Origin of the sequence: Pseudomonas nunensis (assembly GCF_024296925.1) — a bacterium.
GTDB lineage: Bacteria > Pseudomonadota > Gammaproteobacteria > Pseudomonadales > Pseudomonadaceae > Aquipseudomonas > Aquipseudomonas nunensis.
This window is the reverse complement of the sequence record NZ_CP101125.1, coordinates 4,107,544-4,131,875: the sequence shown is the minus strand read 5'-3', so window position 1 is coordinate 4,131,875 and position 24,332 is coordinate 4,107,544. Positions and strand designations below refer to the sequence as shown.

Annotated in this window: 16 protein-coding genes and 1 other RNA gene; 11 read left to right on the top strand and 6 right to left on the bottom strand. The window is 57.1% G+C overall.

The features are described from left to right. Positions 1-67 precede the first annotated feature (67 nt). The gene (gene dacB, locus NK667_RS17915; RefSeq protein WP_054054027.1) at positions 68-1,528 is read right to left on the bottom strand and encodes a D-alanyl-D-alanine carboxypeptidase/D-alanyl-D-alanine endopeptidase; all 1,461 of its coding nucleotides are present in this window, start codon (positions 1,526-1,528) and stop codon (positions 68-70) included. A 234-nt stretch (positions 1,529-1,762) separates the two neighbouring features. Here dacB and NK667_RS17910 point away from each other — a divergent pair, with 234 nt between their 5' ends. Next, positions 1,763-2,107: a YggL family protein gene (locus NK667_RS17910; protein ID WP_007896965.1), complete on the top strand. Its 345-nt coding sequence runs from the start codon at positions 1,763-1,765 to the stop codon at positions 2,105-2,107. A 143-nt stretch (positions 2,108-2,250) separates the two neighbouring features. Here the strand turns inward: NK667_RS17910 and NK667_RS17905 are convergent, their stop codons facing one another. Beyond that, complete coding sequence (locus NK667_RS17905; RefSeq protein ID WP_054054028.1) at positions 2,251-3,441, bottom strand: benzoate/H(+) symporter BenE family transporter; 1,191 nt, start codon at positions 3,439-3,441, stop codon at positions 2,251-2,253. 360 nt (positions 3,442-3,801) lie between these two features. On the opposite strand from NK667_RS17905, the gene NK667_RS17900 reads away from it, so the two are divergent. Beyond that, positions 3,802-4,566: a GntR family transcriptional regulator gene (locus tag NK667_RS17900; protein WP_054054029.1), complete on the top strand. Its 765-nt coding sequence runs from the start codon at positions 3,802-3,804 to the stop codon at positions 4,564-4,566. A gap of 181 nt (positions 4,567-4,747) precedes the next feature. Here NK667_RS17900 and guaD read toward each other — a convergent pair whose 3' ends face one another. The 4 genes from guaD to xdhA form a co-directional block, all read right to left on the bottom strand. After that, complete coding sequence (guaD, locus tag NK667_RS17895) at positions 4,748-6,052, bottom strand: guanine deaminase (protein WP_054054030.1); 1,305 nt, start codon at positions 6,050-6,052, stop codon at positions 4,748-4,750. 24 nt (positions 6,053-6,076) lie between these two features. Further along, positions 6,077-6,922, bottom strand: a complete 846-nt coding sequence (xdhC, locus tag NK667_RS17890) for a xanthine dehydrogenase accessory protein XdhC (protein ID WP_054615646.1) — start codon at positions 6,920-6,922, stop codon at positions 6,077-6,079. Between the two features lie 119 nt (positions 6,923-7,041). Further along, the gene (gene xdhB, locus NK667_RS17885) at positions 7,042-9,441 is read right to left on the bottom strand and encodes a xanthine dehydrogenase molybdopterin binding subunit (RefSeq protein ID WP_054615645.1); all 2,400 of its coding nucleotides are present in this window, start codon (positions 9,439-9,441) and stop codon (positions 7,042-7,044) included. After that, complete coding sequence (gene xdhA / locus NK667_RS17880; protein ID WP_054615644.1) at positions 9,434-10,888, bottom strand: xanthine dehydrogenase small subunit; 1,455 nt, start codon at positions 10,886-10,888, stop codon at positions 9,434-9,436. Before xdhA ends, xdhB begins: the two co-directional genes overlap by 8 nt. A gap of 265 nt (positions 10,889-11,153) precedes the next feature. Here xdhA and NK667_RS17875 point away from each other — a divergent pair, with 265 nt between their 5' ends. From NK667_RS17875 to NK667_RS17840, 9 genes are all read left to right on the top strand, one after another. Next, on the top strand, positions 11,154-11,813 hold the full coding sequence (locus NK667_RS17875; protein WP_054054039.1) for a GntR family transcriptional regulator: 660 nt from the start codon (positions 11,154-11,156) through the stop codon (positions 11,811-11,813). 2 nt (positions 11,814-11,815) lie between these two features. Further along, entirely contained in the window at positions 11,816-15,304 is a 3,489-nt protein-coding gene (gene smc, locus NK667_RS17870) for a chromosome segregation protein SMC (RefSeq protein ID WP_054615643.1), read from the top strand. A gap of 315 nt (positions 15,305-15,619) precedes the next feature. Then, complete coding sequence (gene zipA / locus NK667_RS17865) at positions 15,620-16,474, top strand: cell division protein ZipA (RefSeq protein WP_054054043.1); 855 nt, start codon at positions 15,620-15,622, stop codon at positions 16,472-16,474. A gap of 149 nt (positions 16,475-16,623) precedes the next feature. Then, positions 16,624-18,981, top strand: coding sequence for an NAD-dependent DNA ligase LigA (ligA, locus tag NK667_RS17860; RefSeq protein ID WP_054615642.1), 2,358 nt, complete (start codon positions 16,624-16,626; stop codon positions 18,979-18,981). Positions 18,982-19,170: 189 nt separating this feature from the next. Then, positions 19,171-20,334 carry a zinc-binding metallopeptidase family protein gene (locus NK667_RS17855; protein WP_054054047.1) on the top strand — a complete coding sequence of 388 codons (1,164 nt, stop codon included), beginning with the start codon at positions 19,171-19,173 and terminating at the stop codon, positions 20,332-20,334. Positions 20,335-20,615: 281 nt separating this feature from the next. Further along, positions 20,616-20,712, top strand: an RNA gene (gene ffs / locus NK667_RS17850) — signal recognition particle sRNA small type. A 554-nt stretch (positions 20,713-21,266) separates the two neighbouring features. Beyond that, positions 21,267-22,217 carry an ABC-three component system protein gene (locus NK667_RS17845; RefSeq protein WP_054615641.1) on the top strand — a complete coding sequence of 317 codons (951 nt, stop codon included), beginning with the start codon at positions 21,267-21,269 and terminating at the stop codon, positions 22,215-22,217. Beyond that, positions 22,198-22,437 carry an ABC-three component system middle component 8 gene (locus NK667_RS32865; RefSeq protein ID WP_083471350.1) on the top strand — a complete coding sequence of 80 codons (240 nt, stop codon included), beginning with the start codon at positions 22,198-22,200 and terminating at the stop codon, positions 22,435-22,437. The genes NK667_RS17845 and NK667_RS32865 overlap by 20 nt, the downstream gene beginning before the upstream one ends. Beyond that, complete coding sequence (locus NK667_RS17840; protein ID WP_054615640.1) at positions 22,434-24,221, top strand: DUF2326 domain-containing protein; 1,788 nt, start codon at positions 22,434-22,436, stop codon at positions 24,219-24,221. The genes NK667_RS32865 and NK667_RS17840 overlap by 4 nt, the downstream gene beginning before the upstream one ends. Positions 24,222-24,332 lie beyond the last annotated feature (111 nt).

Here is a 24,332-nt window from a genome sequence, read left to right as displayed (position 1 = left end):
TCCCCCTGCAGGAGCTGTGTAGGAGCTGTCGAGTGAAACGAGGCTGCGATCTCTTGATCTTAAAGGGTTACAACACCGAAGCCGTTGCCGCCACCTTAGGCTGGCGATACAGGTCCAGCAGCACCTGATCCAACACAGAAGAAGCGCCAAACGGTGCCTTGTCGTTGAGGATCGCCACCACCGCCCAGGTGTTGCCATTGACGTCGCGGCTGAAGCCGGAGATCGCGCGCACGGTGTTCAGGGTGCCGGTCTTGATGTGCGCTTCGCCGCGCATGGCGGTGGTCTTCAGGCGTTTGCGCATGGTGCCGTCGGTGCCGGCGATCGGCAGCGAGCTGATGAACTCGGCGGCGTACGGGCTGTGCCATGCGGCTTGCAGCATGCCGGCCATTTCACGCGCGCTCACCCGTTCGGCGCGGGACAGGCCGGAACCGTTCTCCATCACCAGGTGCGGCGCGGTGATGCCTTTCTGGGCCAGCCACTGACGCACGATGCGTTGGGCAGCCTTGGCATCATCGCCATCGGCATCATTGCGAAACTTCTGGCCCAGGCTCAGGAACAACTGCTGAGCCATGGTGTTGTTACTGTATTTGTTGATGTCGCGAATGATTTCCGCCAGGTCCGGCGAGAACGCTCGCGCCAGCACCTTGGCGTCTTTTGGCGTCGCTCCCAGCACATCCTTGCCCTGGATGCTGCCACCCAGTTCTTTCCAGATCGCCCGCACGGCGCCGGCGGTGTAGGTCGCGTGGTCGAGCAGCGACAGGTAGGTCTGCGAGCTGCAACCGTCGCCCAATTGGCCGCCGACCGTCACGGTCACGCTGCCATCGGCCTGGGTCACCGGGTTGTAGCGCACGCCACCGGTGCATTGCTTGGAATTGATCGCCTTGACCTGATTGTCGATGTTGATCGTCGCAATCGGCGGCTCCACCGACACCAGCACCTTGCCGTTGTCGTTGCGCGCCACGAAGCGCAAAGCCTTGAGGTTGACCATCAGCGAGTCGGGTTTGACCAGGAACGGTTTGTTCTCGTCATTGCCGTCGTCATTGAATTCCGGCAGTTGCGGCTGCACGAAGAAGCTGCGATCGAGCACCAGGTTGCCGGTGACTTGCGTCACGCCGTTGGCCCGCAGGTCGCGCATCAGCAGCCAGAGTTTTTCCATGTTCAGCTTCGGATCGCCGCCACCCTTGAGGTAGAGGTTGCCATTGAGGATGCCGCCGCTGAGGGTGCCGTCGGTGTAGAACTCGGTTTTCCACTGATGATTCGGGCCGAGCATTTCCAGGGCTGCATACGTGGTGACCAGTTTCATGGTCGAGGCCGGGTTGACTGAGACGTCTGCGTTGAAAATGGTCGGGGTGCCGGGGCCGTCGAGCGGGAGCATCACCAGGGACAGGGCGCTGTCCTGCAACTTGCTGGCCTTGAGGGCTTTTTCAACGTTGGGCGTCAGCGAGGTATTGATCTGAGCAGCGGAAACCGGGAGGGCCAGGGGCAGAAGAAGACTGGCGAGTAACAGTGGACGCAAAGATTTGATCATATGAAGTAAAACCCTACGGGCGAGGGGAAAAAAGGCGAGGGCATGAAGATAAAATCCCTCAGTGGTCATGAAAGTGTCGGCATTATGCCCCAAGGTGACGCGGCGTGTGCCAAGCCCCGGCCCTCTAATTCGCTATTTTTTTACCGACGGTAGGCAGGTGCCCGCCGTGAAACGGGCAATTGGCGCCTTAAACTGCTAAAGTGCCGCCCGTTATTACTTATGAGGATTGTTCCAATGGCGACTAACCGTTCCCAGCGTCTGCGCAAAAAACTGTGCGTCGATGAATTTCAAGAGCTGGGTTTCGAACTGAACCTGGATTTCAAAGAAGATTTGGCTGATGAAGCCATTGATGCTTTCCTCGACGCGTTCCTGAAAGAAGCCATGGAAGCCAACGGTCTGGGTTATGTTGGCGGCGACGACTTCGGTCTGGTTTGCCTGCAGAAACGCGGCTCGGTGTCCGAAGAGCAGCGTGCAGCTGTTGAAGCCTGGCTCAAAGGCCGCAGCGAACTGACCGAAGCAACCGTCAGCCCGCTGATCGACGTCTGGTACCCGGAAAAGCCGATCAATCCGGTAGCTTGATGTCATAAAAAACGGCGACCTTAAGGTCGCCGTTTTTTTAAGTTCGAAAGATCGCAGCCTCGTTTCACTCGACAGCTCCTGCATTGGAATGCGTTTATCCTGTAGGAGCTGTCGAGTGCAACGAGGCTGCGATCTTTTGCTTTTCAGGCCTTGCGCCAATTCAAAATCAACAACGTCAACACCCCCGCGACAATCCCCCAGAACGCCGACCCGATGGAAAACAGCGTCAGCCCCGACGCCGTGACCATAAAGGTCACCAACGCCGCTTCCCGTTCCTTCACTTCGCTCATGGCAATGCTCAGGCCGTTGATGATCGAACCGAACAGCGCCAGCGCCGCAATCGACAGCACCAACTCTTTCGGCAACGCGGCAAACAACGCTGCCAGCGTCGCGCCGAACACTCCGGCAATCCCGTAGAAAATCCCGCACCAGACCGCCGCGGTGTAGCGCTTGTTGCGATCTTCATGGGCATGCGGCCCGGTGCAGATGGCGGCGCTGATTGCCGCAAGGTTGATGCCGTGAGAGCCGAACGGTGCCAGCAGCAACGAAGCGATGCCGGTGGTGGTGATCAGTGGCGAGGCCGGCACGTTGTAGCCATCGGCGCGCAACACGGCGATACCGGGCATGTTCTGCGAGGTCATCGCCACCACGAACAACGGGATGCCGATGCTGATGGTCGCGGCCAGGGAAAAGTGCGGCGTGGTCCAGACCGGTGTCGCCAGTTCCAGATGGAAACCGCTGAAATCCAGCAGCCCCATGAACCCCGACAGCGCCGTGCCGATCAACAGCGCGGCGAGCACCGCATAGCGCGGCGACAGGCGCTTGACCACCAGGTAGGTGAAAAACATGGCCAACACCAGCGCCGTGCGATGCTGGGCTGCGACGAAAATCTCGCTGCCGATCTTGAACAGAATCCCCGCCAGCAGCGCCGCCGCCAGCGACGCCGGAATCTTCTTCACCAGCCGTTCGAAGCTGCCGGTCAGGCCACAAATCGTCACCAGCACCGCGCAGGTGATGTACGCGCCGATGGCTTCGCCGTAGCTCACACCGCCCAGGCTGGTGATCAACAACGCCGCGCCGGGTGTGGACCAGGCAATGGTGATCGGCGTGCGATAACGCAACGACAAGCCGATAGAGCAGATCGCCATGCCGATCGAGATCGCCCAGATCCACGAGGAAATCTGCCCGCTGGTCAGGCCCGCCGCTTGCCCGGCCTGGAACATCAGGACCAGAGAACTGGTGTAGCCGGTCATCATGGCGATGAAACCGGCGACGATGGCCGAAGGCGACGTGTCGGCCAAGGGGCGCAATTGCGTTTGCGTGGCGTCGTTCATGACAGCGGTGTTCCTTGTTCTGGTGAAGATGCTGTAACAACACTGAACCCCTGTGGGAGCGGGCTTGCTCGCGAAGGCGTCGGCACATCCAACATCAATGTCGACTGACACGCCGTCTTCGCGAGCAAGCCCGCTCCCACAGGGGGATATTGCATTTCAGCGGCGGATTCCGGGTTCAAGCCTAAACTCAAATGTAACGGACCGTTGCAATACAGCCGTGGCCGCAATCAGCCATACAGTCGTGTTGCCACCATCCATTGTGTACAATCGCGGTGTTTTTTACGCGATACTTGCCAGCGACCCACTGTGCCGTATTACAGTCACGGTCTATTCGCCGCAGTTCTCCCGACTCGAGTGCCCATGAACGAACAGTTGCAGCCCCTAAAGAAACAACCGCGAGCAGGCAAAGCCGGCCGCAGCGGTACCCAGGACGATATTGTCTACGCGCATATCTTCGAGGCCATCCTCGAACAGCGCCTGGCGCCCGGCACCAAGTTGAGCGAAGAAGCGCTGGGGGAAATTTTCGGGGTCAGCCGCACCATCATTCGCCGCGCACTGTCGCGCCTGGCGCATGAAGGCGTGGTATTGCTGCGGCCGAACCGTGGCGCAGTCGTCGCCAGCCCGAGCGTCGAAGAGGCTCGCCAGGTGTTCCTGGCACGCCGTCTGGTGGAGCGCGCGATCACTGAACTGGCGGTGCAGCACGCTACTGCCGAGCAGATTGCCGAGTTGCGCCAAATGGTCAACGACGAACGCGACAGCTTTTCCCGTGGCGATCGCGGTGCCGGCATCCGTCTGTCGGGTGAGTTTCACCTGAAACTCGCCGAAGCAGCGAAGAACGCGCCGCTGATCAGCTTCCAGCGCAGTCTGGTGTCCCAGACTTCGTTGATCATCGCCCAATACGAAAGCGGCAACCGCTCGCACTGTTCTTATGATGAACACACCCAGTTGATCGACGCGATCGAAGCGCGCAACGGTGAGCTGGCGGTGGACCTGATGATGCATCACATGGATCACATCGACAGCAAACTCAACCTCGACGAAGAAAGCGCGTCGGATGATTTGCATGCGGTGTTCTCGCATTTGTTGCAGACCAAAAAGCCTGGGCGTTCGACCGCCAAACTCTGATTGTCGAGTGCAGCTGAAAAGATCGCAGCCTCGTTTCACTCGACAGCTCCTACATTGGAATTCGTAATCCTGTAGGAGCTGTCGAGTGAAACGAGGCTGCGATCTTTTGATCTTGCCAACAGGCAATAAAAATCCCCCGGGGCTATACCGCCGCGGGGGATTTTTTATGCCCGAAGAAACCTCAGCGCTGATGCACCAATGTCCCCGCCGCATACGTCTGCAACACCGTCCGGTCATCCCCCAGCGTCATCAACACAAACAACGTCTCGGCAATGTTATTCGCCTGCTTCAAGCGATAGCTCAGCAGCGGCGTGGCGTTGTAATCCAGCACCAGGAAGTCCGCATCGGTGCCCGGATGCAGCGTACCGATCTTGTCTTCAAGACGTAGCGCCCGCGCGCCACCGAGGGTTGCCAGGTACAGCGATTTGAACGGGCTCAGCCGCGCGCCTTGCAGCTGCATGACCTTGTACGCTTCGTTCAACGTTTGCAGCAGCGAGAAACTGGTGCCGCCACCCACGTCCGTGCCCAGACCGACATTCAGTTTGTGCTTCTCGGCCATCGGCAAGTTGAACAAGCCGCTGCCAAGGAAGAAGTTCGAGGTCGGGCAGAAGGCAATCGCCGAGCCGGTTTCCGCCAGTCGCGCGCACTCGTCGTCGCACAGGTGCACGCCGTGGGCGAACACCGAGCGCTCGCCCAGCAACTGGTAGTGATCGTAGACGTCGAGGTAGCCCTTGCGCTCCGGGAACAGTTCCTTGACCCACTCGACTTCTTTCAGGTTTTCGCTGATGTGGGTCTGCATGTACAAGTCAGGGTATTCGCCGAGCAACTGGCCGGCGAGGGTCAGTTGTTCCGGGGTGCTGGTCGGGGCGAAACGCGGGGTGACCGCGTAGTGCAAGCGGCCCTTGCCGTGCCAGCGCTCGATCAGCGCCTTGCTTTCCACGTAGCTGGATTCAGCGGTGTCAGTCAGGTAGTCCGGCGCGTTGCGGTCCATCATCACCTTGCCGGCGATCATCCGCAGGTCCAGCTGCTGGGCGGCTTCGAAGAACGAGTTCACCGATTGCGGATGCACACTGCCGAACACCAGCGCGGTGGTGGTGCCGTTGCGCAGCAGTTCCTTGATGAAAATGTCCGCCACTTCATCGGCGTGGGCCTTGTCGGCGAACTGGCTTTCGCACGGGAACGTGTAGGTGTTGAGCCAGTCCAGCAGTTGCTCGCCATAAGCCCCGACCATCCCGGTTTGTGGCAAGTGGATGTGGGTGTCGATCAAGCCTGGGGTGATCAGCGCGTCCTGGTAATGCGTGATCTCGATGTCTGCCGGCAGCGTCGACAACAGTTCGGTGGCGTGACCGATGGCGCTGATCTGGCCGTTCTCGACTACCAGCAGGCCGTCCTCGAAATACTCATAGGACGCTTCGATTCCCACTTCGGCAGGGTCGGCGATGCTGTGCAGGATGGCGGCGCGGTAGGCTTTGCGAGTGAAAGGCATGTGGGTTCCCGGTTTCTAGGCTTATCAATTAGAGGCTTGGCTGCGGCGTGAAGCAGGCAGCAGTTTGGCAATCGATGATCCGGCGCTGGCGGTCTGCTGGCCGAAATTCGCGTTATAGGTGGCGATGATTTCGCCGGCGATGGAGACGGCGATTTCCACAGGCAACTTGCCTTTGACTTCGCCGATGCCCATCGGGCAGCGCATGCGTTGCAGCACGTCGCTGTCGAAACCGCGATCACGCAGGCGATGTTCGAACTTCACCCGTTTGGTCTTCGAACCGATCAGGCCGAAGTAGGTGAAATCGTTGCGCTTGAGGATCGCGGCGGTGAGTTCGAGGTCGAGCTGGTGGTTGTGGGTCATGACGATGCAGTAGCTGCCGGCGGGCAGATTATCGATTTCATCCACCGGTTCTTCTGCGACGATTTTCCGCACGCCGTGGGGGATCTGTTCCGGGAATTCCGCTTCCCGGGAATCGATCCAGCGCACCCGGCAGGGCAGGCTGGCGAGCAGTGGTACCAGCGCGCGGCCGACATGGCCGGCACCGAACACGGCGATTTGCGCCTGGACCTGGCCCATCGGTTCGAACAGCAACACGGTCACGCCGCCGCAGCACTGACCGAGGCTGGCGCCGAGGCTGAAGCGCTCCAGATGGGTGTCCTGCTTGCCGCTGGCGAGCATCTCGCGGCCGATCTGCATGGCCTTGTATTCCAGATGCCCGCCACCGATGGTGTCGAAGGTCTGGTGGGCGCTGATGACCATTTTCGAACCGGCATTGCGCGGCGTCGAGCCGAGCTCTTCGATGATGGTCACCAACACGCAGGGTTCACCCTGGGATTGCAGGTCGGCGAGGGCGTCGATCCAGTTGTACATGTTTCACCTCGACATCTGTGTTGTCTGTTCGGGCCTCTTCGCGGGCAAGCCCGCTCCCACATTTGGAATGCATTTCCCTGTGGGAGCGGGCTTGCTCGCGAATGGCCACGCCTCGGTCCTTAAAGCGAAGCCAACTCCGGCTCAGCCTCAACAGCCTTCGCCACCTTCAACTGGCGCATCTGCTCACAACCCCACAACACCCGCTCCGGGGTCGCCGGCGCATCGATTTTCGGTTGATGCTTGTAGTCCCCGAGACTCGCCACGGCGTCCTTGATCGCACACCACGAAGCGATGCCGAGCATGAACGGCGGCTCGCCCACAGCCTTGGAATGGAACACCGTGTCTTCCGGGTTCTTGCGGTTTTCCACCAGCTTCACCCGCAGGTCCAGCGGCATGTCCGCCACGGCCGGGATCTTGTAGCTCGCCGGGCCGTTGGTCATCAGTTTGCCTTTGTTGTTCCACACCAGCTCTTCCATGGTCAGCCACCCCATGCCCTGGATGAAACCGCCCTCGACCTGGCCGATGTCGATGGCCGGGTTCAGCGAGGCGCCGACGTCGTGGAGGATGTCGGTACGCAGCATTTTGTATTCGCCGGTAAGGGTGTCGACGATCACTTCGCAGCACGCCGCGCCGAAGGCGTAGTAGTAGAACGGACGCCCCCGTGCCTGGCTGCGGTCGTAGAAGATTTTCGGGGTCTTGTAGAACCCGGTGCTCGACAACGAAACCTGATTGAAATACGCCTGCTGGATCAACGCTTCAAAGGTCAGGATGTGATCGCGAACCCGCACGTGGCCGTTGTGGAATTCCACGTCTTCTTCGCTGACCTTGTAGTGGCGCGCAGCGAATTCCACCAGGCGTTGCTTGATGATTTCCGCAGCGTTCTGCGCGGCTTTACCGTTCAGGTCGGCGCCACTGGACGCGGCGGTCGGCGAGGTGTTTGGCACCTTGTCGGTGTTGGTCGCGGTGATCTGCACGCGGTCCATTTCCACCTGGAACACTTCGGCCACCACCTGCGCAACTTTGGTGTTCAGGCCCTGGCCCATCTCGGTGCCGCCGTGGTTCAAATGGATGCTGCCGTCGGTGTAGACGTGCACCAGCGCACCGGCCTGATTGAGGAAACTCGCGGTGAACGAAATACCGAATTTCACCGGGGTCAGCGCCAGGCCTTTTTTCAGGATCGGGCTGTTGGCGTTGTAGCGACGGATCGCTTCGCGGCGCTCGGCGTACTGGCTGCTTTCTTCCAGTTCGGCGGTCATTTCCTCGAGCATGTTGTGCTCGACGGTCTGGTAGTAATGGGTGACGTTGCGCTCGGTCTTGCCGTAGTAGTTGGCCTTGCGCACGGCCAGCGGATCGAGGGCCAGATGCCGGGCAATCGCGTCCATCACTTCTTCGATCGCGACCATGCCTTGCGGGCCACCGAAACCACGGTAAGCGGTGTTCGACGCGGTGTTGGTTTTGCAGCGGTGACCGTTGATGGTCGCGTCGCCCAGGTAGTACGAGTTGTCGGCGTGGAACATCGCACGGTCGACAATCGACGCCGACAAGTCCGGCGAGCAGCCGCAGTTGCCGGCCAGTTCCAACGCGATACCGTGCAGGCGACCGGTGCTGTCGAAGCCCACGTCATATTCGACGTAAAACGGGTGACGCTTGCCGGTCATCAGCATGTCTTCGACCCGTGGCAGGCGCATCTTGGTCGGCTGACCGGTGAGGTGCGCAACCACTGCGCAGAGACAGGCAGGGCTCGCGGCCTGGGTTTCCTTGCCACCGAAACCACCGCCCATGCGGCGCATGTCGACGACGATTTTATTCATCGACACGTCGAGCACTTCAGCGACCAACTTCTGCACTTCGGTCGGGTTTTGCGTGGAGCAGTAGACGATCATCCCGCCGTCTTCAGTCGGCATCACCGAAGAGATCTGGGTTTCGAGGTAGAAGTGTTCCTGGCCGCCGATGTGCAGCGTGCCTTGAATGCGGTGTTCGGCAGTCGCCAAAGCACCGGCGGAATCGCCGCGCTGGTGGGTGTGGCTGTCGAGCACGAAGTGGCGTTTGCGCAAGGCTTCGACCACGTCCAGCACCGGCTCCAGATCTTCATATTCGATGATCGCGGCCATGGCGGCTTTGCGTGCAGTTTCCAGATCTTTCGCGGCGACGGCGAGCACCGGTTGCCCGACGAATTGCACATCATCGATGGCCAGCAGCGGATCGCCCGGCAGCAGCGGGCCGATGTCTTTCAGGCCCGGCACGTCTTCGTGGGTGATGGCGATGCGCACACCTTCGAAGGCATAGCACGGCTTGGTGTCGATGCTGATGATCTTCGCGTGGGCGCGGTCCGACAGGCGTGCGTAAACGTGCAGTTGATTCGGGAACTCCAACCGGTCGTCAATGTACTGCGCTTCGCCGGACACGTGCTTGGCGGCGCTGTCGTGCTTGACGCTGCGGCCGACACCGGTGGTCAGGTCCTTGGCGAACAGTTCAGCCAGTTCGGCTTGGGTCTTCTCTACAGCGTGATGATTAGACATAAGCGGTCACCCGAGTCTCGATGTGCGGCGTTTGCAGTTCGATGAAGTATTTGCGCAGCAGGTTTTGCGCGCTGAGCAGGCGATATTCCTTGCTGGCGCGGAAGTCCGAGAGCGGCGTGAAATCATCGGCCAGGGCGGCGCAGGCGCGTTCGACCAACGTGCTATTGAACGGCGCGCCGATCAGCACGGTTTCGCAATGGGCAGCGCGTTTCGGGATTGCGGCCATGCCGCCGAAAGCGATGCGGGCGTCGGTGATGACACCGTTCTCCACGCGCAGATTGAACGCGGCGCAGACCGCAGAAATGTCATCGTCCAGACGCTTGGAAACCTTGTACGCACGGAACAGTTGTTCAGCGCTGGCACGCGGCACGATGATCTTTTCGATGAATTCGCTTTCCTGACGCGCCGTCACTTTGTAATCGATGAAGTAATCGTCGAGGTTCAGCGTGCGTCGGGTTTCACCCTTGCACAACACAACCTGCGCGCCGAGCGCGATCAGCAGCGGTGGTGAGTCACCAATCGGCGAAGCGTTGCCGATGTTGCCGCCCAGGGTGCCCTGATTGCGGATTTGCAGCGACGCGAAACGGTGCAGCAGTTCGCCGAAATCCGGGTACTCGGCGTTCAGCGCTTCGTAGCAGTCGGACAGTGCGGTGGCCGCGCCGATTTCGATGCGGTCGTCAAAGGTTTCGATGCGCTTCATCTCGGCGACGTTGCCGACGTAGATCATCACCGGCAAGGTGCGGTGGAACTGCGTGACTTCCAGCGCCAGATCGGTGCCGCCGGCCAGCAACCGGGCCTGTGGATAAGCGTCGTAGAGGTCGGCCAGGTCGGCGACGGTCAGCGGCACCAGGCAGCGTTTGTCGCCACTGTTGAGTTCGCCGATGTCGGTAGGTGCGATGGCTTTCAGGCGGGCGATGGTATCGGCCTCGCGCGCGTCAAACTGGTCCGGTTGCTTGCCGCAGCAGGACTGTTCGGCCGCTTGCAGGATCGGCCGATAGCCGGTGCAACGGCAGAGGTTGCCGGCCAGCGCTTCGTGGGCTTTATGGGAATCCGGTTCGTCGCTGTTCTTCTGCAACGCGAACAGCGACATCACGAAGCCCGGGGTGCAGAAGCCGCACTGCGAACCGTGGCACTCGACCATGGCTTTCTGCACGCTGTGCAGTTCGCCTTTGTGCTTGAGGTCTTCGACGCTGATCAGTTGTTTGCCGTGCAGCGACGAAACGAACGTCAGGCACGAGTTGAGGCTGCGATAGCGAATGTGTTCGCGGCCGTCGTCATCCGTTTGCAACTCGCCAACCACCACGGTGCACGCGCCACAGTCACCGCTGGCGCAGCCTTCTTTGGTGCCGGGTTTGCCCACATGGTCGCGCAAGTAATTGAGCACGGTCAGGTTCGGGTCCAGGGCGTGCTCGCTACGGAGTTCCTGGTTTAGTAAAAACTGGATCACGGAAGGCCTCGCAGACTCATTATTGTTGTTAACCGATTGAGCCGAATTTATCAGGTCTGACTTTTCGGTCAATGATTTTCTGACTTAAAGGTCAGGAAAACCCGTTTTGGCGATCAACAGTACGTTTCATCAGTATTGACCCTGACTCGAAAGCTTGCTTTTTGCTTAATTCGTGCCAAAAACCGCCGGGTGGGCACTCCGCCATGACGTACCAATTGCGCTACACTGCGCCGCTTGTGCAGATCGAAGAGTTTGAAGGACAACCATGACGTTCAAGGCGCCGGACAGCCTCGCCGAGCAAATCGCTCACCACCTCGCCGAACGTATCATTCGCGGCGAAATGAAGCCGGGAGAGCGCATCCAGGAACAGAAGGTCACGCTGGCCCTCAATGTCAGCCGCGGTTCGGTCCGTGAGGCCTTGCTGATCCTTGAGCGCCGCCACCTGATCGCGATCCTGCCGCGACGTGGCGCCCACGTGACCGAACTTACCGCGCACAAGGTCCAGAGCCTGTGCACGCTGATGAGCGAGTTGTACATCTTGCTCGGCAACGCCGTGGCCACTGGCTGGCAAGTCCAGGCCGACCTGGCGCCGTTCGTGCAGATTCAGCAGCGCCTGACCGCCAGCTACGAGCGTCAGGACATCCGCACGTTCGTCGACGACAGCTTCAGCGTGATGCGCGCGGCGTATCCGTTCGCCAACAATCCGTACTTGCAGGAAACTGTCGAGAACCTGCAACCGGCCATGAGCCGCGCGTATTTCCTCGCCCTGGAACAGCGCAAAGCCGAGATGAGCGAATTCCTGGAGCTGTTCGAGCGCTTGCTCGCGGCCGTGATCGCCCGTGACTTCCCGCAGATCCGCGTGGTGCTGACGGCTTACGCCCAGCGCAGCTGTGATCTGGTGGTTTCCGCCCTGACGGGCGCTTAAGCGTGCGGCTCAAGTGCATCAAACTGGCGGGGTTCAAATCCTTCGTCGACCCGACCACGGTGAACTTCCCCAGTAACATGGCGGCGGTGGTCGGGCCCAATGGTTGCGGCAAGTCGAACATCATCGACGCCGTGCGTTGGGTGATGGGCGAGAGCTCGGCCAAGAACCTGCGCGGCGAGTCGATGACCGACGTCATCTTCAACGGCTCGACCAGCCGCAAACCGGTGAGCCAGGCGAGTATCGAACTGGTGTTCGACAACTCCGACGGCACCCTGGTCGGCGAATACGCGGCCTACGCGGAAATCTCGATTCGCCGCAAAGTCACCCGCGACAGCCAGAACAGCTACTACCTGAACGGCACCAAATGCCGTCGTCGCGACATCACCGACATCTTCCTCGGCACCGGCCTGGGCCCGCGCAGCTACTCGATCATCGAGCAGGGCATGATCTCCAAGCTGATCGAAGCCAAGCCCGAAGACCTGCGTAACTTTATTGAAGAAGCGGCGGGGATCTCCAAGTACAAGGAGCGCCGGCGCGAGACTGAAAACCGCATTCGCCGCACCCACGAAAACCTCGCACGCCTGACCGACTTGCGCGAAGAGCTTGAGCGTCAACTCGAACGCTTGCATCGCCAGGCCGAGTCGGCGAAGAAGTATCAGGAATACAAGGGCGAGGAGCGTCAGCTCAAGGCCCAATTGTCGGCCCTGCGCTGGCAGGCGTTGAACGAACAAGTCGGACAGCGCGAAGCAATCATCGGCAACCAGGAAATCACTTTCGAAGCTTTGGTCGCCGAACAGCGCAACGCCGATGCGGCGATTGAACGCCTGCGTGACGGTCACCATGACCTGTCCGAGCGCTTCAATCTGGTGCAGGGGCGTTTCTATTCGGTCGGTGGCGACATCGCCCGGGTCGAGCAGAGCATCCAGCACGGCCAGCAGCGCTTGCGCCAGTTGCAGGACGATTTGAAGGAAGCCGAGCGCGCGCGTCTGGAAACCGAGTCGCACCTGGGTCACGACCGCACCTTGCTGCTGACCCTCGGCGAAGAGCTAGACATGCTCACGCCGGAGCAGGAAGTCACCAGCGCAGCCGCCGAAGAGGCCGCCGCCGCGCTGGAAGAATCCGAAACCACCATGCATGCGTGGCAAGAGCAGTGGGACACGTTCAACCTCACCGCCGCCGAACCGCGTCGCCAGTCTGAAGTGCAGCAGTCGCGAATCCAGCAGCTGGAAACCAGCATGGAGCGCCTGGCTGATCGCCAGAAGCGTCTGGGCGAAGAGCGTGCGTTGCTTTCGGCGGATCCGGAAGATGCTGCGATCATGGAACTCAGCGAGCAGCTCGCTGAATCCGAAGCGACGCTTGAGGATTTGCAGACCAGTGAACAAGCTCAGGTCGAAAAGCTTGAACAACTGCGTCAGGAATTGCAGCACGCATTGACCGCGCAGCAACAGGCGCAGGGCGATTTGCAGCGCCTCAATGGTCGGCTTGCGTCCCTTGAAGCCTTGCAGCAGGCCGCGCTTGATCCGGGCACCGGCACGGCCGAATGGTTGCGTGAACAGAATCTGGCAGAGCGTCCGCGCCTGGCCGAAGGCCTGAAGGTCGAGGCCGGTTGGGAGCTGGCGGTGGAAACCGTGCTCGGTGCCGACCTGCAAGCGGTGCTGGTGGACGACTTCGGCGATTTCGATCTGGCCGGGTTTTCCCAGGGCGATCTGCGCTTGCTCAGCCCTGCCAGCGATGGCGTGCGCGTGGCCGGCAGTTTGCTCGACAAGGTCGAGGCGCAGATCGATCTGTCGCCGTGGCTGGGGCAGGTCAAACCGGTGGACAGCCTCGAGCAGGCTCTGGCCTCGCGCGCTCAATTGAAGCCTGGCGAAAGCCTGATCAGCCGAGACGGTTACTGGGTAGGACGACACTTTTTACGTGTGCGTCGCGCCAGTGAAGCGGAAAGCGGCGTGCTCGCCCGTGGCCAGGAAATCCAGCAACTGGGCCTTGAGCGCGAAGAGCGCGAAGCCTCGGTCGAAACCCTGGAAACCCAGCTGCAAAACTTTCGGGCACAACAGCGTCAGCAGGAAAACGGTCGCGAACATCTGCGCCGTCTGCTGCAAGACGAAGCCCGTCAGCAAGGTGAATTGAAAGCGCAGTTGTCCGCCGGCAAAGCCAAGGCTGAACAACTGACCCTGCGCCGAACGCGTCTCGACGAAGAACTCACCGAGCTTGGCGAACAGCGCTCACTGGAACACGAAAACATCGGCGAAGCGCGCCTGCAATTGCAGGAAGCCCTCGACAGCATGGCGCTGGACACCGAGCAGCGCGAGCTGCTGCTGGCCCAGCGCGACAGCTTGCGTGAACGCCTCGATCGCGTGCGTCAGGAAGCCCGGCAGCACAAGGATCACGCGCATCAATTGGCGGTGCGTCTGGGTTCGCTCAAGGCGCAACACGATTCCACGCGCCAGGCCCTTGAGCGTCTGGAGATGCAGTCCGAGCGCCTGACCGAGAAGCGCGAGCAGCTCAGTCTGAACCTGGAGGAGGGCGAGGCGCCGCTGGAAGAGCTGCGTCTGAAACTCGAAGAGTTGCTCGACAAGCGCATGACCGTCGACGAAGAACTCAAGACCGCGCAAACCGCCATGGAAGATGCCGACCGCGAATTGCGCGACGCCGAGAAACGCCGCAATCAGGCCGAGCAGCAATCGCAATTGATCCGTGGCCAACTCGAACACCAGCGCATGGAATGGCAAGCCCTGACCGTGCGGCGCAAGACCCTCGAAGATCAATTGCTGGAAGACGGCTACGACCTTCACGGCGTGATCGCAACCCTGGTGGCCGAGGCCAATGAGAAAGAGGCCGAGGAAGAGCTGGAACGCATTGCCGCGCGCATTGCGCGTCTCGGTGCGATCAACCTCGCGGCCATCGACGAATACACGCAACAATCCGAGCGTAAACGTTATCTGGATGCGCAGAACGACGATCTGGTGGAAGCGCTGGATACGTTGGAAAACGTGATTCGCAAGATCGACAAAGAGACGCGCAACCGCTTCAAAGATACCTTTGATCAGATCAATGCCGGAATTCAGGCACTTTTCCCAAAAGTTTTCGGTGGCGGCAGCGCGTATTTGGAACTGACGGGCGAAGATCTACTCGATACAGGGGTAACGATCATGGCGCGGCCGCCAGGAAAGAAGAACAGCACCATCCATTTGCTCTCCGGTGGCGAAAAAGCCCTGACCGCATTGGCCCTGGTTTTTGCGATCTTCAAGTTGAACCCGGCGCCGTTCTGCATGCTCGATGAAGTTGACGCGCCACTGGATGACGCTAACGTTGGACGCTACGCACGGCTGGTCAAAGAGATGTCGCAGACGGTGCAGTTCATCTATATCACCCACAACAAGATCGCCATGGAAATGGCTGATCAACTGATGGGGGTGACGATGCACGAGCCGGGTTGTTCACGCTTGGTGGCAGTGGATGTCGAGGAGGCGATGGCGATGGTGGACGCCTAGCGGCGCAGCTACAAGCCATAAGCCTTAAGCTGCAAGAGGAATAGCTTGAGGCTTGAAGCTTGCGACTTGTAGCTTGAGCTGCGCGTGCCATGCGTCTGCGCTGGTTGTTGAATGAAGATGGCAAATCGACACAATTTGCGCAGCGATTTTGACAGACGGTGTAAAGTTGCCTTTGGTCGTGCTAGTTTAATGTCAATTTTTCGTATACGTGGGCAAAACGCCTGTCAGAACATAGAGTTGGCGCCACGTTTTAAAGCGGTTTGCACGTTGTAAACCCCTTATTTTTCAGCATTTTTTATAGAGGCACGGGATTACATGGAAATCGGTCTGCGCGAGTGGCTGATCGTCATCGGCATTATTGTCATTGCCGGTATTCTTTTCGATGGCTGGCGCCGTATGCGCGGCGGCAAGGGAAAACTGAAGTTCCGTCTTGATCGAAGTCTGTCCAACCTGCCGGACGAGGACACCAGCGCCGAGCTGTTGGGCCCGCCACGGGTGCTGGATACACATAAAGAGCCGCAGCTCGACGAGCATGATTTGCCATCGGTGAGCATGCCGGCCCGGGAACCCCGTGAGTCGGGTTCCAAGCGCGGCAAGCGTGGCCATGCCGAGCCTTCCCAGGGTGACATGAACCTCAGCCTGGACCTGGACGGCGGCCCGAGCTTCAGCAGCCGTGATGACGATTTCCCGGATGACACCAAGGCTTCGCCTGCTGTCAGCGATAAAGAACAACCGCAAGCCGAAGAAGTGCTGGTGATCAGCGTGATCTGCCGCGACGCCGCCGGCTTCAAAGGCCCGGCGCTGTTGCAGAACATTCTGGAAAGCGGTCTGCGTTTCGGCGAGATGGATATTTTCCACCGCCACGAAAGCATGGCTGGCAACGGTGAAGTGCTGTTCTCCATGGCCAATGCGGTCAAGCCGGGCATCTTTGATCTGGACGACATCGACCATTTCAGCACCCCGGCGGTGAGCTTCTTCCTCGGCCTGCCAGGCCCGCGTCATCCGAAGCAAGCCTTCGACGTGATGGTGGCTGCAGCGCGCAAACTGTCCCAGGAGCTGAACGGCGAACTGAAAGACGACCAGCGCAGCGTGCTGACTGCCCAGACGATTGAGCACTACCGTCAGCGCATCGTTGAGTTCGAACGTCGCGCACTGACCCAGAAACGATAAAGGCAAAAGATCGTAGCCTCGTTTCACTCGACAACTCCTACAGGGATCGAATTTCCGTAGGAGCTGTCGAGTGAAACGAGGCTGCGATCTCTTGATCTTGATGAGATTGAGCAGCCTTGGCTGCTCTTTTGCTTTATGAGAGAACACCCATGACCGCCGCCAAAACCCGCATTCTAGAGCTGCGCGCTGAGCTGGATCAGCACAACTATCGCTATCACGTGATGGACGAGCCGAGCATTCCGGACGCCGAGTACGACCGGTTGTTCCATGAGCTCAAGGCCCTCGAAGCGGCCAATCCCGAACTGATCACCAGCGACTCGCCGACCCAGCGCGTCGGCAGCGCAGCGCTGTCGGCGTTCACTCAGGTGCGTCATGAAGTGCCGATGCTCAGCCTCGGCAACGCCTTCGAAGAAACCGACATGCGCGAGTTCGATCGGCGTGTCACCGAAGGTCTGGACCTGCCGGCCGGCGACTTGTTCGGCGGCGGCGCGGCGGTGGAATACAGCTGCGAACCGAAACTCGATGGCCTGGCGGTCAGCCTGTTGTATCAGGACGGTGTGCTGGTACGCGGCGCCACACGCGGCGACGGCACCACCGGCGAAGACATCAGCGTCAACGTGCGCACCGTGCGCAACATCCCGCTCAAACTGCACGGCAACGGCTGGCCGGCGACCCTGGAAGTGCGCGGCGAAGTGTTCATGTCCAAGGCCGGTTTCGAACGGCTCAACGCCACGCAACTGGAAGTCGGTGGCAAGACTTTCGCCAACCCGCGAAACGCCGCGGCCGGCAGCTTGCGTCAACTGGATTCGAAGATCACCGCTAACCGTCCGCTGGAATTCTGCTGCTACGGCATCGGCCAGATTTCGGCGGACATTGCCGACACTCACATTGGCAATCTCAAGCAGTTGCAGGTGTGGGGCATGCCGATCAGTCATGAGCTGAAACTGGCGCACGGCATCGGCGAATGCCTGGATTACTACCGCGACATCGGCGAGCGCCGCAATGCGCTGGGCTATGAAATCGATGGCGTGGTGTTCAAGGTCAACAGCATTGCCTCGCAGCGTGAATTGGGGTTCCGCGCCCGCGAGCCGCGTTGGGCGATCGCCCACAAATTCCCGGCGATGGAAGAACTCACCGAGTTGCTCGATGTGGAATTCCAGGTTGGCCGCACCGGCGCCGTCACGCCGGTCGCACGCTTGAAACCAGTCAAGGTTGCCGGCGTGACCGTGGCTAACGCGACGTTGCACAACATGGATGAAGTGGCGCGCCTGGGCTTGATGATCGGCGACACCGTGATCATCCGTCGCGCAGGCGATGTGATTCCGCAAGTGGTGCAAGTGATCCTTGAGCGTCGTCCGGAAAATGCCCGGGCGGTGCAGATTCCCGAACAGTGCCCGGTGTGCGGCTCGCACGTGGAGCGCACGCAACTGGTCAAGCGCAGCAAAGGTCGCGAGACCGTCAGCGAAGGCGCGGTGTATCGTTGCGTCGGGCGTCTGGCCTGCGGCGCGCAACTGAAGCAGGCGATCATCCATTTCGTCTCCCGTCGTGCCATGGACATCGAAGGCCTGGGCGACAAGAGCGTCGAGCAATTGGTCGATGAAGGCCTGGTGAGTTCGCCGGCTGATCTGTATGCGCTGAAGTTCGAAGACATTGTCGACCTGGAAGGCTTTGCCGAGCTGTCGAGCAAAAAACTCCTCGGCGCTATCGAAGACAGCAAGCGACCGAGCCTGGCGCGTTTCATCTACGCCCTCGGGATCCCCGATGTCGGCGAAGAGACGGCCAAGGTGTTGGCGCGCTCCCTGGGCTCGCTGGAGCGGGTTCAACAGGCGTTGCCGCAAGTGTTGACGTACTTGCCGGACGTCGGCCTGGAAGTGGCGTATGAGATTCACAGCTTCTTCGAAGATGCGCACAACCAGCAAGTGATCGAGGAGCTGCTCAAACACGGTTTGCAGATTCAGGATCAGGGCGAGTTAGGTGCCGAGTTTTCTGCGAGCACTACCCTCGGCGGGTTCCTCGACAAGCTGCACATTCCATCGGTGGGGCCGGGCGGGGCGCAGAAACTGGCGGACAAGTTTGGTTCGCTCAAAGGTGTGTTTGACGCTGACTGGCTGGATATGCGCCAGGCGTTGCCGGAGAAGCAGGCGAATTCGGTTCGGGATTTTTTTGCGGTGGCAGAGAATCGCCAGATTGCTGAAGCAGCCGAGAAGCAATTGCGTGATTTCGGCATGCACTGGCAGAGCGAGAAGAAAGTCGTCGAAGGCCTGCCGCTGGCTGGGCAGACCTGGGTGCTGACCGGTTCGCTGGAATTGATGAGCCGCGATGTGGCCAAGGACAAACTCGAAGGCCTTGGCGCCAAAGTGGCGGGCTCGGTGTCGGCCAAGACGCATTGCGTGGTTGCGGGGCCGGGCGCCGGATCGAAGTTGGCCAAGGCCAATGAGCTTGGGCTGAAGGTGCTGGATGAGGAAGCGTTTGTCGACTTCCTGAAAAAACACGGCATTGCGATCTGACACCTGACCTGTGGCGAGGGAGCTTGCTCCCGCTGGAGCGCGAAGTGGTCCCCCTCGATGCTGGCGCCTGCTGCGCAGTCGAGCGGGAGCAAGCTCCCTCGCCACAGACAAACGCTCTCCGGCACAATTATGGGAACGATCAGCGAGCTGAAATGATCTAGTCTTGGCACCCCTCAGGGAGAGTTCGCCATGTACCGTTTCTTCGAACAGCTCAGTTCCCGCATCGCCGCGCCTTTCATCGGTGAGAGTTCGCGCAACAGCAAGGTCTGGCAGTGCCGCTGCGGCCAGTCGCTGTTCTTTCGCAACAGTCAGTGCCTGGCCTGTTCGGCGGCGCTGGGCTATCAGCCGGAACAGAGTCGCCTGTCGTCCCTGCAGCCCGGCCCGCAAACGGACACCTGGCTACTCGACGCCGATCCCGAGGCCGGTGTGTTCCGCCGCTGCGCCAATCTCGATTCTCCGGCCGCCTGTAACTGGCTACTGCCGGCCAACGATCACGACGCGTTATGCATCGCGTGTAGCCTGAATCACACCATCCCTGATCTATCGATTCCCGAAAACCCTGAACGCTGGCGCAAGGTCGAAACGGCCAAGCGGCGTCTGGTTGCGCAACTGGTCAGCCTCGGGTTGCAGGTGATCCCGAAAACCGTGGACGAAGAAACCGGCCTGGCCTTCGATTTCATCGGCGTCGATCTGGAAGGCAAGCCGCCCACCACCGGTCACGCCAACGGCCTGATCACCCTCGACATCAAGGAAGCCGACGACGCTCACCGTGAACAGATCCGGGTGCAGATGCACGAGCCGTATCGCACGCTGCTCGGGCATTTCCGTCATGAGGTCGGGCATTACTACTGGGATCGCTTGATCGCCAACAGCCAATGGCTGGAACCGTTTCGTGGCCTGTTCGGTGACGAGCGCGCGAGCTACGCCGAATCCCTTGAGCGCCACTACCAGCAAGGCGCGCCGCTGGACTGGCAGCAACAGTACGTCAGCGCCTACGCGACGATGCACCCATGGGAAGACTGGGCCGAAACCTGGGCGCACTACCTGCACATGATGGACGCGGTGGACACCGCCCTGGGCTTCGGCATGAGCGCTCGGGAAATGGATTTCGATTACCAGCCATTCCCGTCCAGCACGCTCTACGATCCGCAGCATCCCGGCGGTGCGGCGTTCCTGTCGTTCGTCAATGCGTGGATCGAACTGGCCGGTATGCTCAACGAGTTGTCGCGCAGCATGGGTCAGCCGGATTTCTATCCGTTCGTCCTGCCGCCAGCGGTGATCGCCAAGCTGCACTTTATCCACCTGGTGATCCAGCAGGAGGGCGGCAGGGCGGATGAGGTGTTGGCGCAATAGGAGCAATGCAAGCCTGTGTAGCAGCTGGCGCAGCCTGCGTTCGGCTGCGAAGCAGTCGTAAAATCCGGCTCCGCAGTCTCCAGGCAAACTGCATGCGCCTTATAAGCGACTGCTGCGCAGCCGAACGCAGGCTTCGCCAGCTGCTACGAAGCGGGTTTTCGGGCGCGGCGCATGTCCTTGACCTGATTCATATTTTTAATCTGGATCGAACGGTTGTAACTTCGACTCAGATAGGTACAATGGCGCCGTTCGCCGTCAGGTGAACGTCGTTATGGTGACCCCATCGGTCCCCCCGCAACGATTACCCGTGAACCTGGTCAGATCCGGAAGGAAGCAGCCACAGCGGGAACATTGTGTGCCGGGGTGTGGCTGGTGGGGTTGCCTCCTATCTCTAAGTCCTTGATTCTACAAGGATTTATCAGCAAAAAAATTCGAAGTAGAACAGCGTTTAGGTGCACCAAAGTGGTGTCGCCATGAGCGTTATATTATCTCGCGTTTTCTCTCATAGCCATACGTTCTCAGTGCTCAGTGACTATTGATCGCTGCGCCCGTCACTTTCGCTGCATTTTTCATGCATTCAGTTTGCACTGAAATCAACGAAGTACCCGCTCACTCACCCTCTGATTTTTACCAGCAACCTATCTGGTAGGTTCAAGAAAAAATGTGATGCACCGCTAGAAGTAGTTTGAGCACGTATCCTCATTCAATAAGAAGCAGAAGCGCATGGAGATGACCAGCCTAGTTTTCTTGTAGTGGCTTTTAGCCTTTTGCTATATATTTATTCGTGCACGAAACAGAAAGGATTCCCCCGTGATCATGAATTTGTGCTACGACGAAGGCCATTCAATTCCGCCGGCAAACCCACAATTGAGATTTTACTATATGTGGCGGCACCGCCTTGCGCTTAGCCGGTATCTGCAAGGAGCGCCAACGTGAGGTTTCAGTACAGTCATTTATCTCCAAATCAGTTTGAGTCGCTAGTTATTCATATATGCTTTGAGTTGCTGGGCATTGGTACCGAAACTTTTTCGGAAGGGAAAGATGGTGGTAAAGATTCGCGATTCGAAGGAGTTGCAAATTCTTATCCTAGTCAGTCTGAACCTTGGCGTGGTGTTACAGTAATTCAAGCGAAACACACTACGGCCTATAATAAAAAATTCTCGGATGGGGATTTTTTTGATAATGCATCATCGGAAGTTAACGGTGAAATACCTAAAATATTGCGCCTAATAAAAGATGAGCGTCTTTCAAACTATATGCTGTTTTCTAACAGGAAATTACCAGCAGCGGCAAGTGCTTCTATAAAAAGTCATTTATCAAGCCATACGGGACTTCATGAGTCTAATATTGGGTTGATCGGACTGGAGCAGTTGGAGAGTCTTTTAAAAAAATATAGCCACATTCCGGGGGATGTTGGGCTAAACCCATTTGATATGCCTTTGAATATTGAGCCGGATGAGCTAGCGCTGATTATCGTTGCCTTGAAGAAAAATTTAGCATCTATCTCAACGGTTGATTTAACAAAAAGAATTGTGAGAGTAGGCTTTGATAGAAAAAACATAATAAACGGGTTGAACAGAAGCTACGGCGAAACGATAAAGAAACGCATCAGTGAAATGTTCCAAATACAGGATTTTTTGTCTATGCCAGAAAATGGCAGTTTGCAGATGCTGTATATGGAAAGTGCGGAAGAGTTGAGCGCGAAAATTGCGATATACAGAAAGGAAAATCATGACTTCGATCAGGTTCTTGAGAAAGTTATTGAGTTGCTGATTGAAAGAGATAGCGACTTACGAGTCAGTAAGTCTCTAACAAGATTAATGATCTACTATATGTATTATCATTGCGATATTGGGGAAGAAGATGTTGCTGTTGCCGAATAAAAACGCGCATCCGGATTTGACCATAATTTCAGTGTCTTCATTTCTGCTGTCGATTATGCGCAAGGATCGCGTACATAATTACTCCGATTTGCTTTCAAAGCTTTCAAGTTACGATAAACGTGCAATTTATCTGTTTACGTCTTCTTTGGAGCTGCTTTTTTTACTTGGGTTGCTTCAGTACCATATCAAAAACGATACTTTAGAGTATATCGGTAAATGAAACTATCTAGAATATACTCAAATGTTGATGATAAGTTTTTGCCCATAGATTTCAATAGTGGATTTAATGTAATTGTTGGGCAAATTCATAATCCTACCGATCTAAACAAAGACGCACATAATCTTGGGAAATCCAAGCTCGCAGAGTTGATAGATTTTTGTTTGCTTAAAGGTAGGAGTAAGGAGTTTTTTCTATTCAAATTCCTTGAAGTATTCGAAAGCTTCGAATTTTACTTGGAAGTCTCGTTGAAAACTGGCGGGTTTGTTACGATCAAACGAGCCGTGTCAAATAACTCCAAAATTTCACTGAAACGCCATTCAGAGCGTATGCAAAATTTTCACGGGCTTCATAAGTCGCAGTGGGACCACTTTGAGATTCCAATAAGCAAAGCGAAAGTTATACTTGATGCTTACCTTGACTTAAGCGCATTGAAGGTTTGGGATTATCGCGATGCTATTGCGTACTGTTTGCGCTCTCAGGAAGACTATTCAGAAATATTCAAATTAGATCAGTTTCGCGGGCGACATATCAGTTGGAAACCATATCTGGGTCACATGCTTGGATTTAATCCTGAACCATTGATAAAGAACTATGAGCTAAAAAGCGAGTTAGATTCGCTTTCTGATAAAATAGATGAAGTAAAACAAACTATCGGAGCGGCTCAGGGCGATCAGGAGGAGGTGTTGAATGGTCACCTAACAGCACAGAAAAACTTGGCTGAAAAGTTGAGTTGGCAACTGGATAATCTGAATTTCAACAGCACAGATAGTATTTATATTGAACAAGTGGCCGGCGAAATAGATGGTGAGTTAGAGGAGCTTAATAAGGCTAAATACTATCTGTCAGCGAGGCTAAGAAAGCTTCAGAAAACGTACCATCTTGGCGATGGAAAACTAGATGTTGATTCAGTTGCACAGTTGTTCAAAGAGGCAGGAGTTGTTTTTGGTGATCAGATCAAACGCTCATATGACGAGTTGGTCGAGTTTAATAGAAGGATTACCTACGAGCGGCGAGAATTTATTGAGCAGCAAGTTAAAGAACTCGAAGATAGCATACATGAGATAAACGGTAAGGCGATACATTTGCATGCCGAAAAATCTAAAAAACTTTCATACCTGAATTCGCATGGTGTTTTTTCGAAGTATAAAGAGGTGTCTAATAATCTTTCAGAAGTTAAGCTGTTGATTTCTGATATTGAAAAGAGATTGCTAGCAACTATTGAATTAAAGGGTATGGAGGATGCGTATCGTGATCTCGCGAGGACAAAAACTAATATAGTTGATTTGATACGTGAGAATCGTGATTCTGTAGTAAGCGCGCCTCATGGTATTTATAAGGCGATAAAAGATTACTTTATAAGTTTTGTATCGGATGTATTAGATAAAAGTGGGATTATAACTACTGAGCAAAATGGTGAGGGCAATCTAGATTACTTTGCTGGAATAATAGGCGCTGATGGAACCATAACGGGGGAGTGTGATGGTCATAGCTATAAAAAAATGCTGTGCATAGGTTTCGATTTGGCTGTCGTTTCTGCGTACTCTCATGAGAAATTTATTAGATTTATTTATCATGATGGGGGACTGGAGACATTGGATGATCGAAAGAAGCTAGAATTCATTGAGTTCGCCAGAACTGCGTCAAATATTCATGGGTTTCAGTATTTTTTGACTGTCATAGAGTCAGACTTGCCAGCGGGATTCAAATTTTCAGATAATGAAGTTGTAAGGGTTCTTCATGATGATGGTCCTTCTGGAAGGCTATTCAATATCCCAACTTGGTGACTATGTTATCAATATTGCAATGCACAATTTTATTCCTGTATGTTCAGGTATGCTTTTTTCTCCATATGCCTGAATCTTAGTTGAATTTATCTGTTCAATCGCGTGGCGACA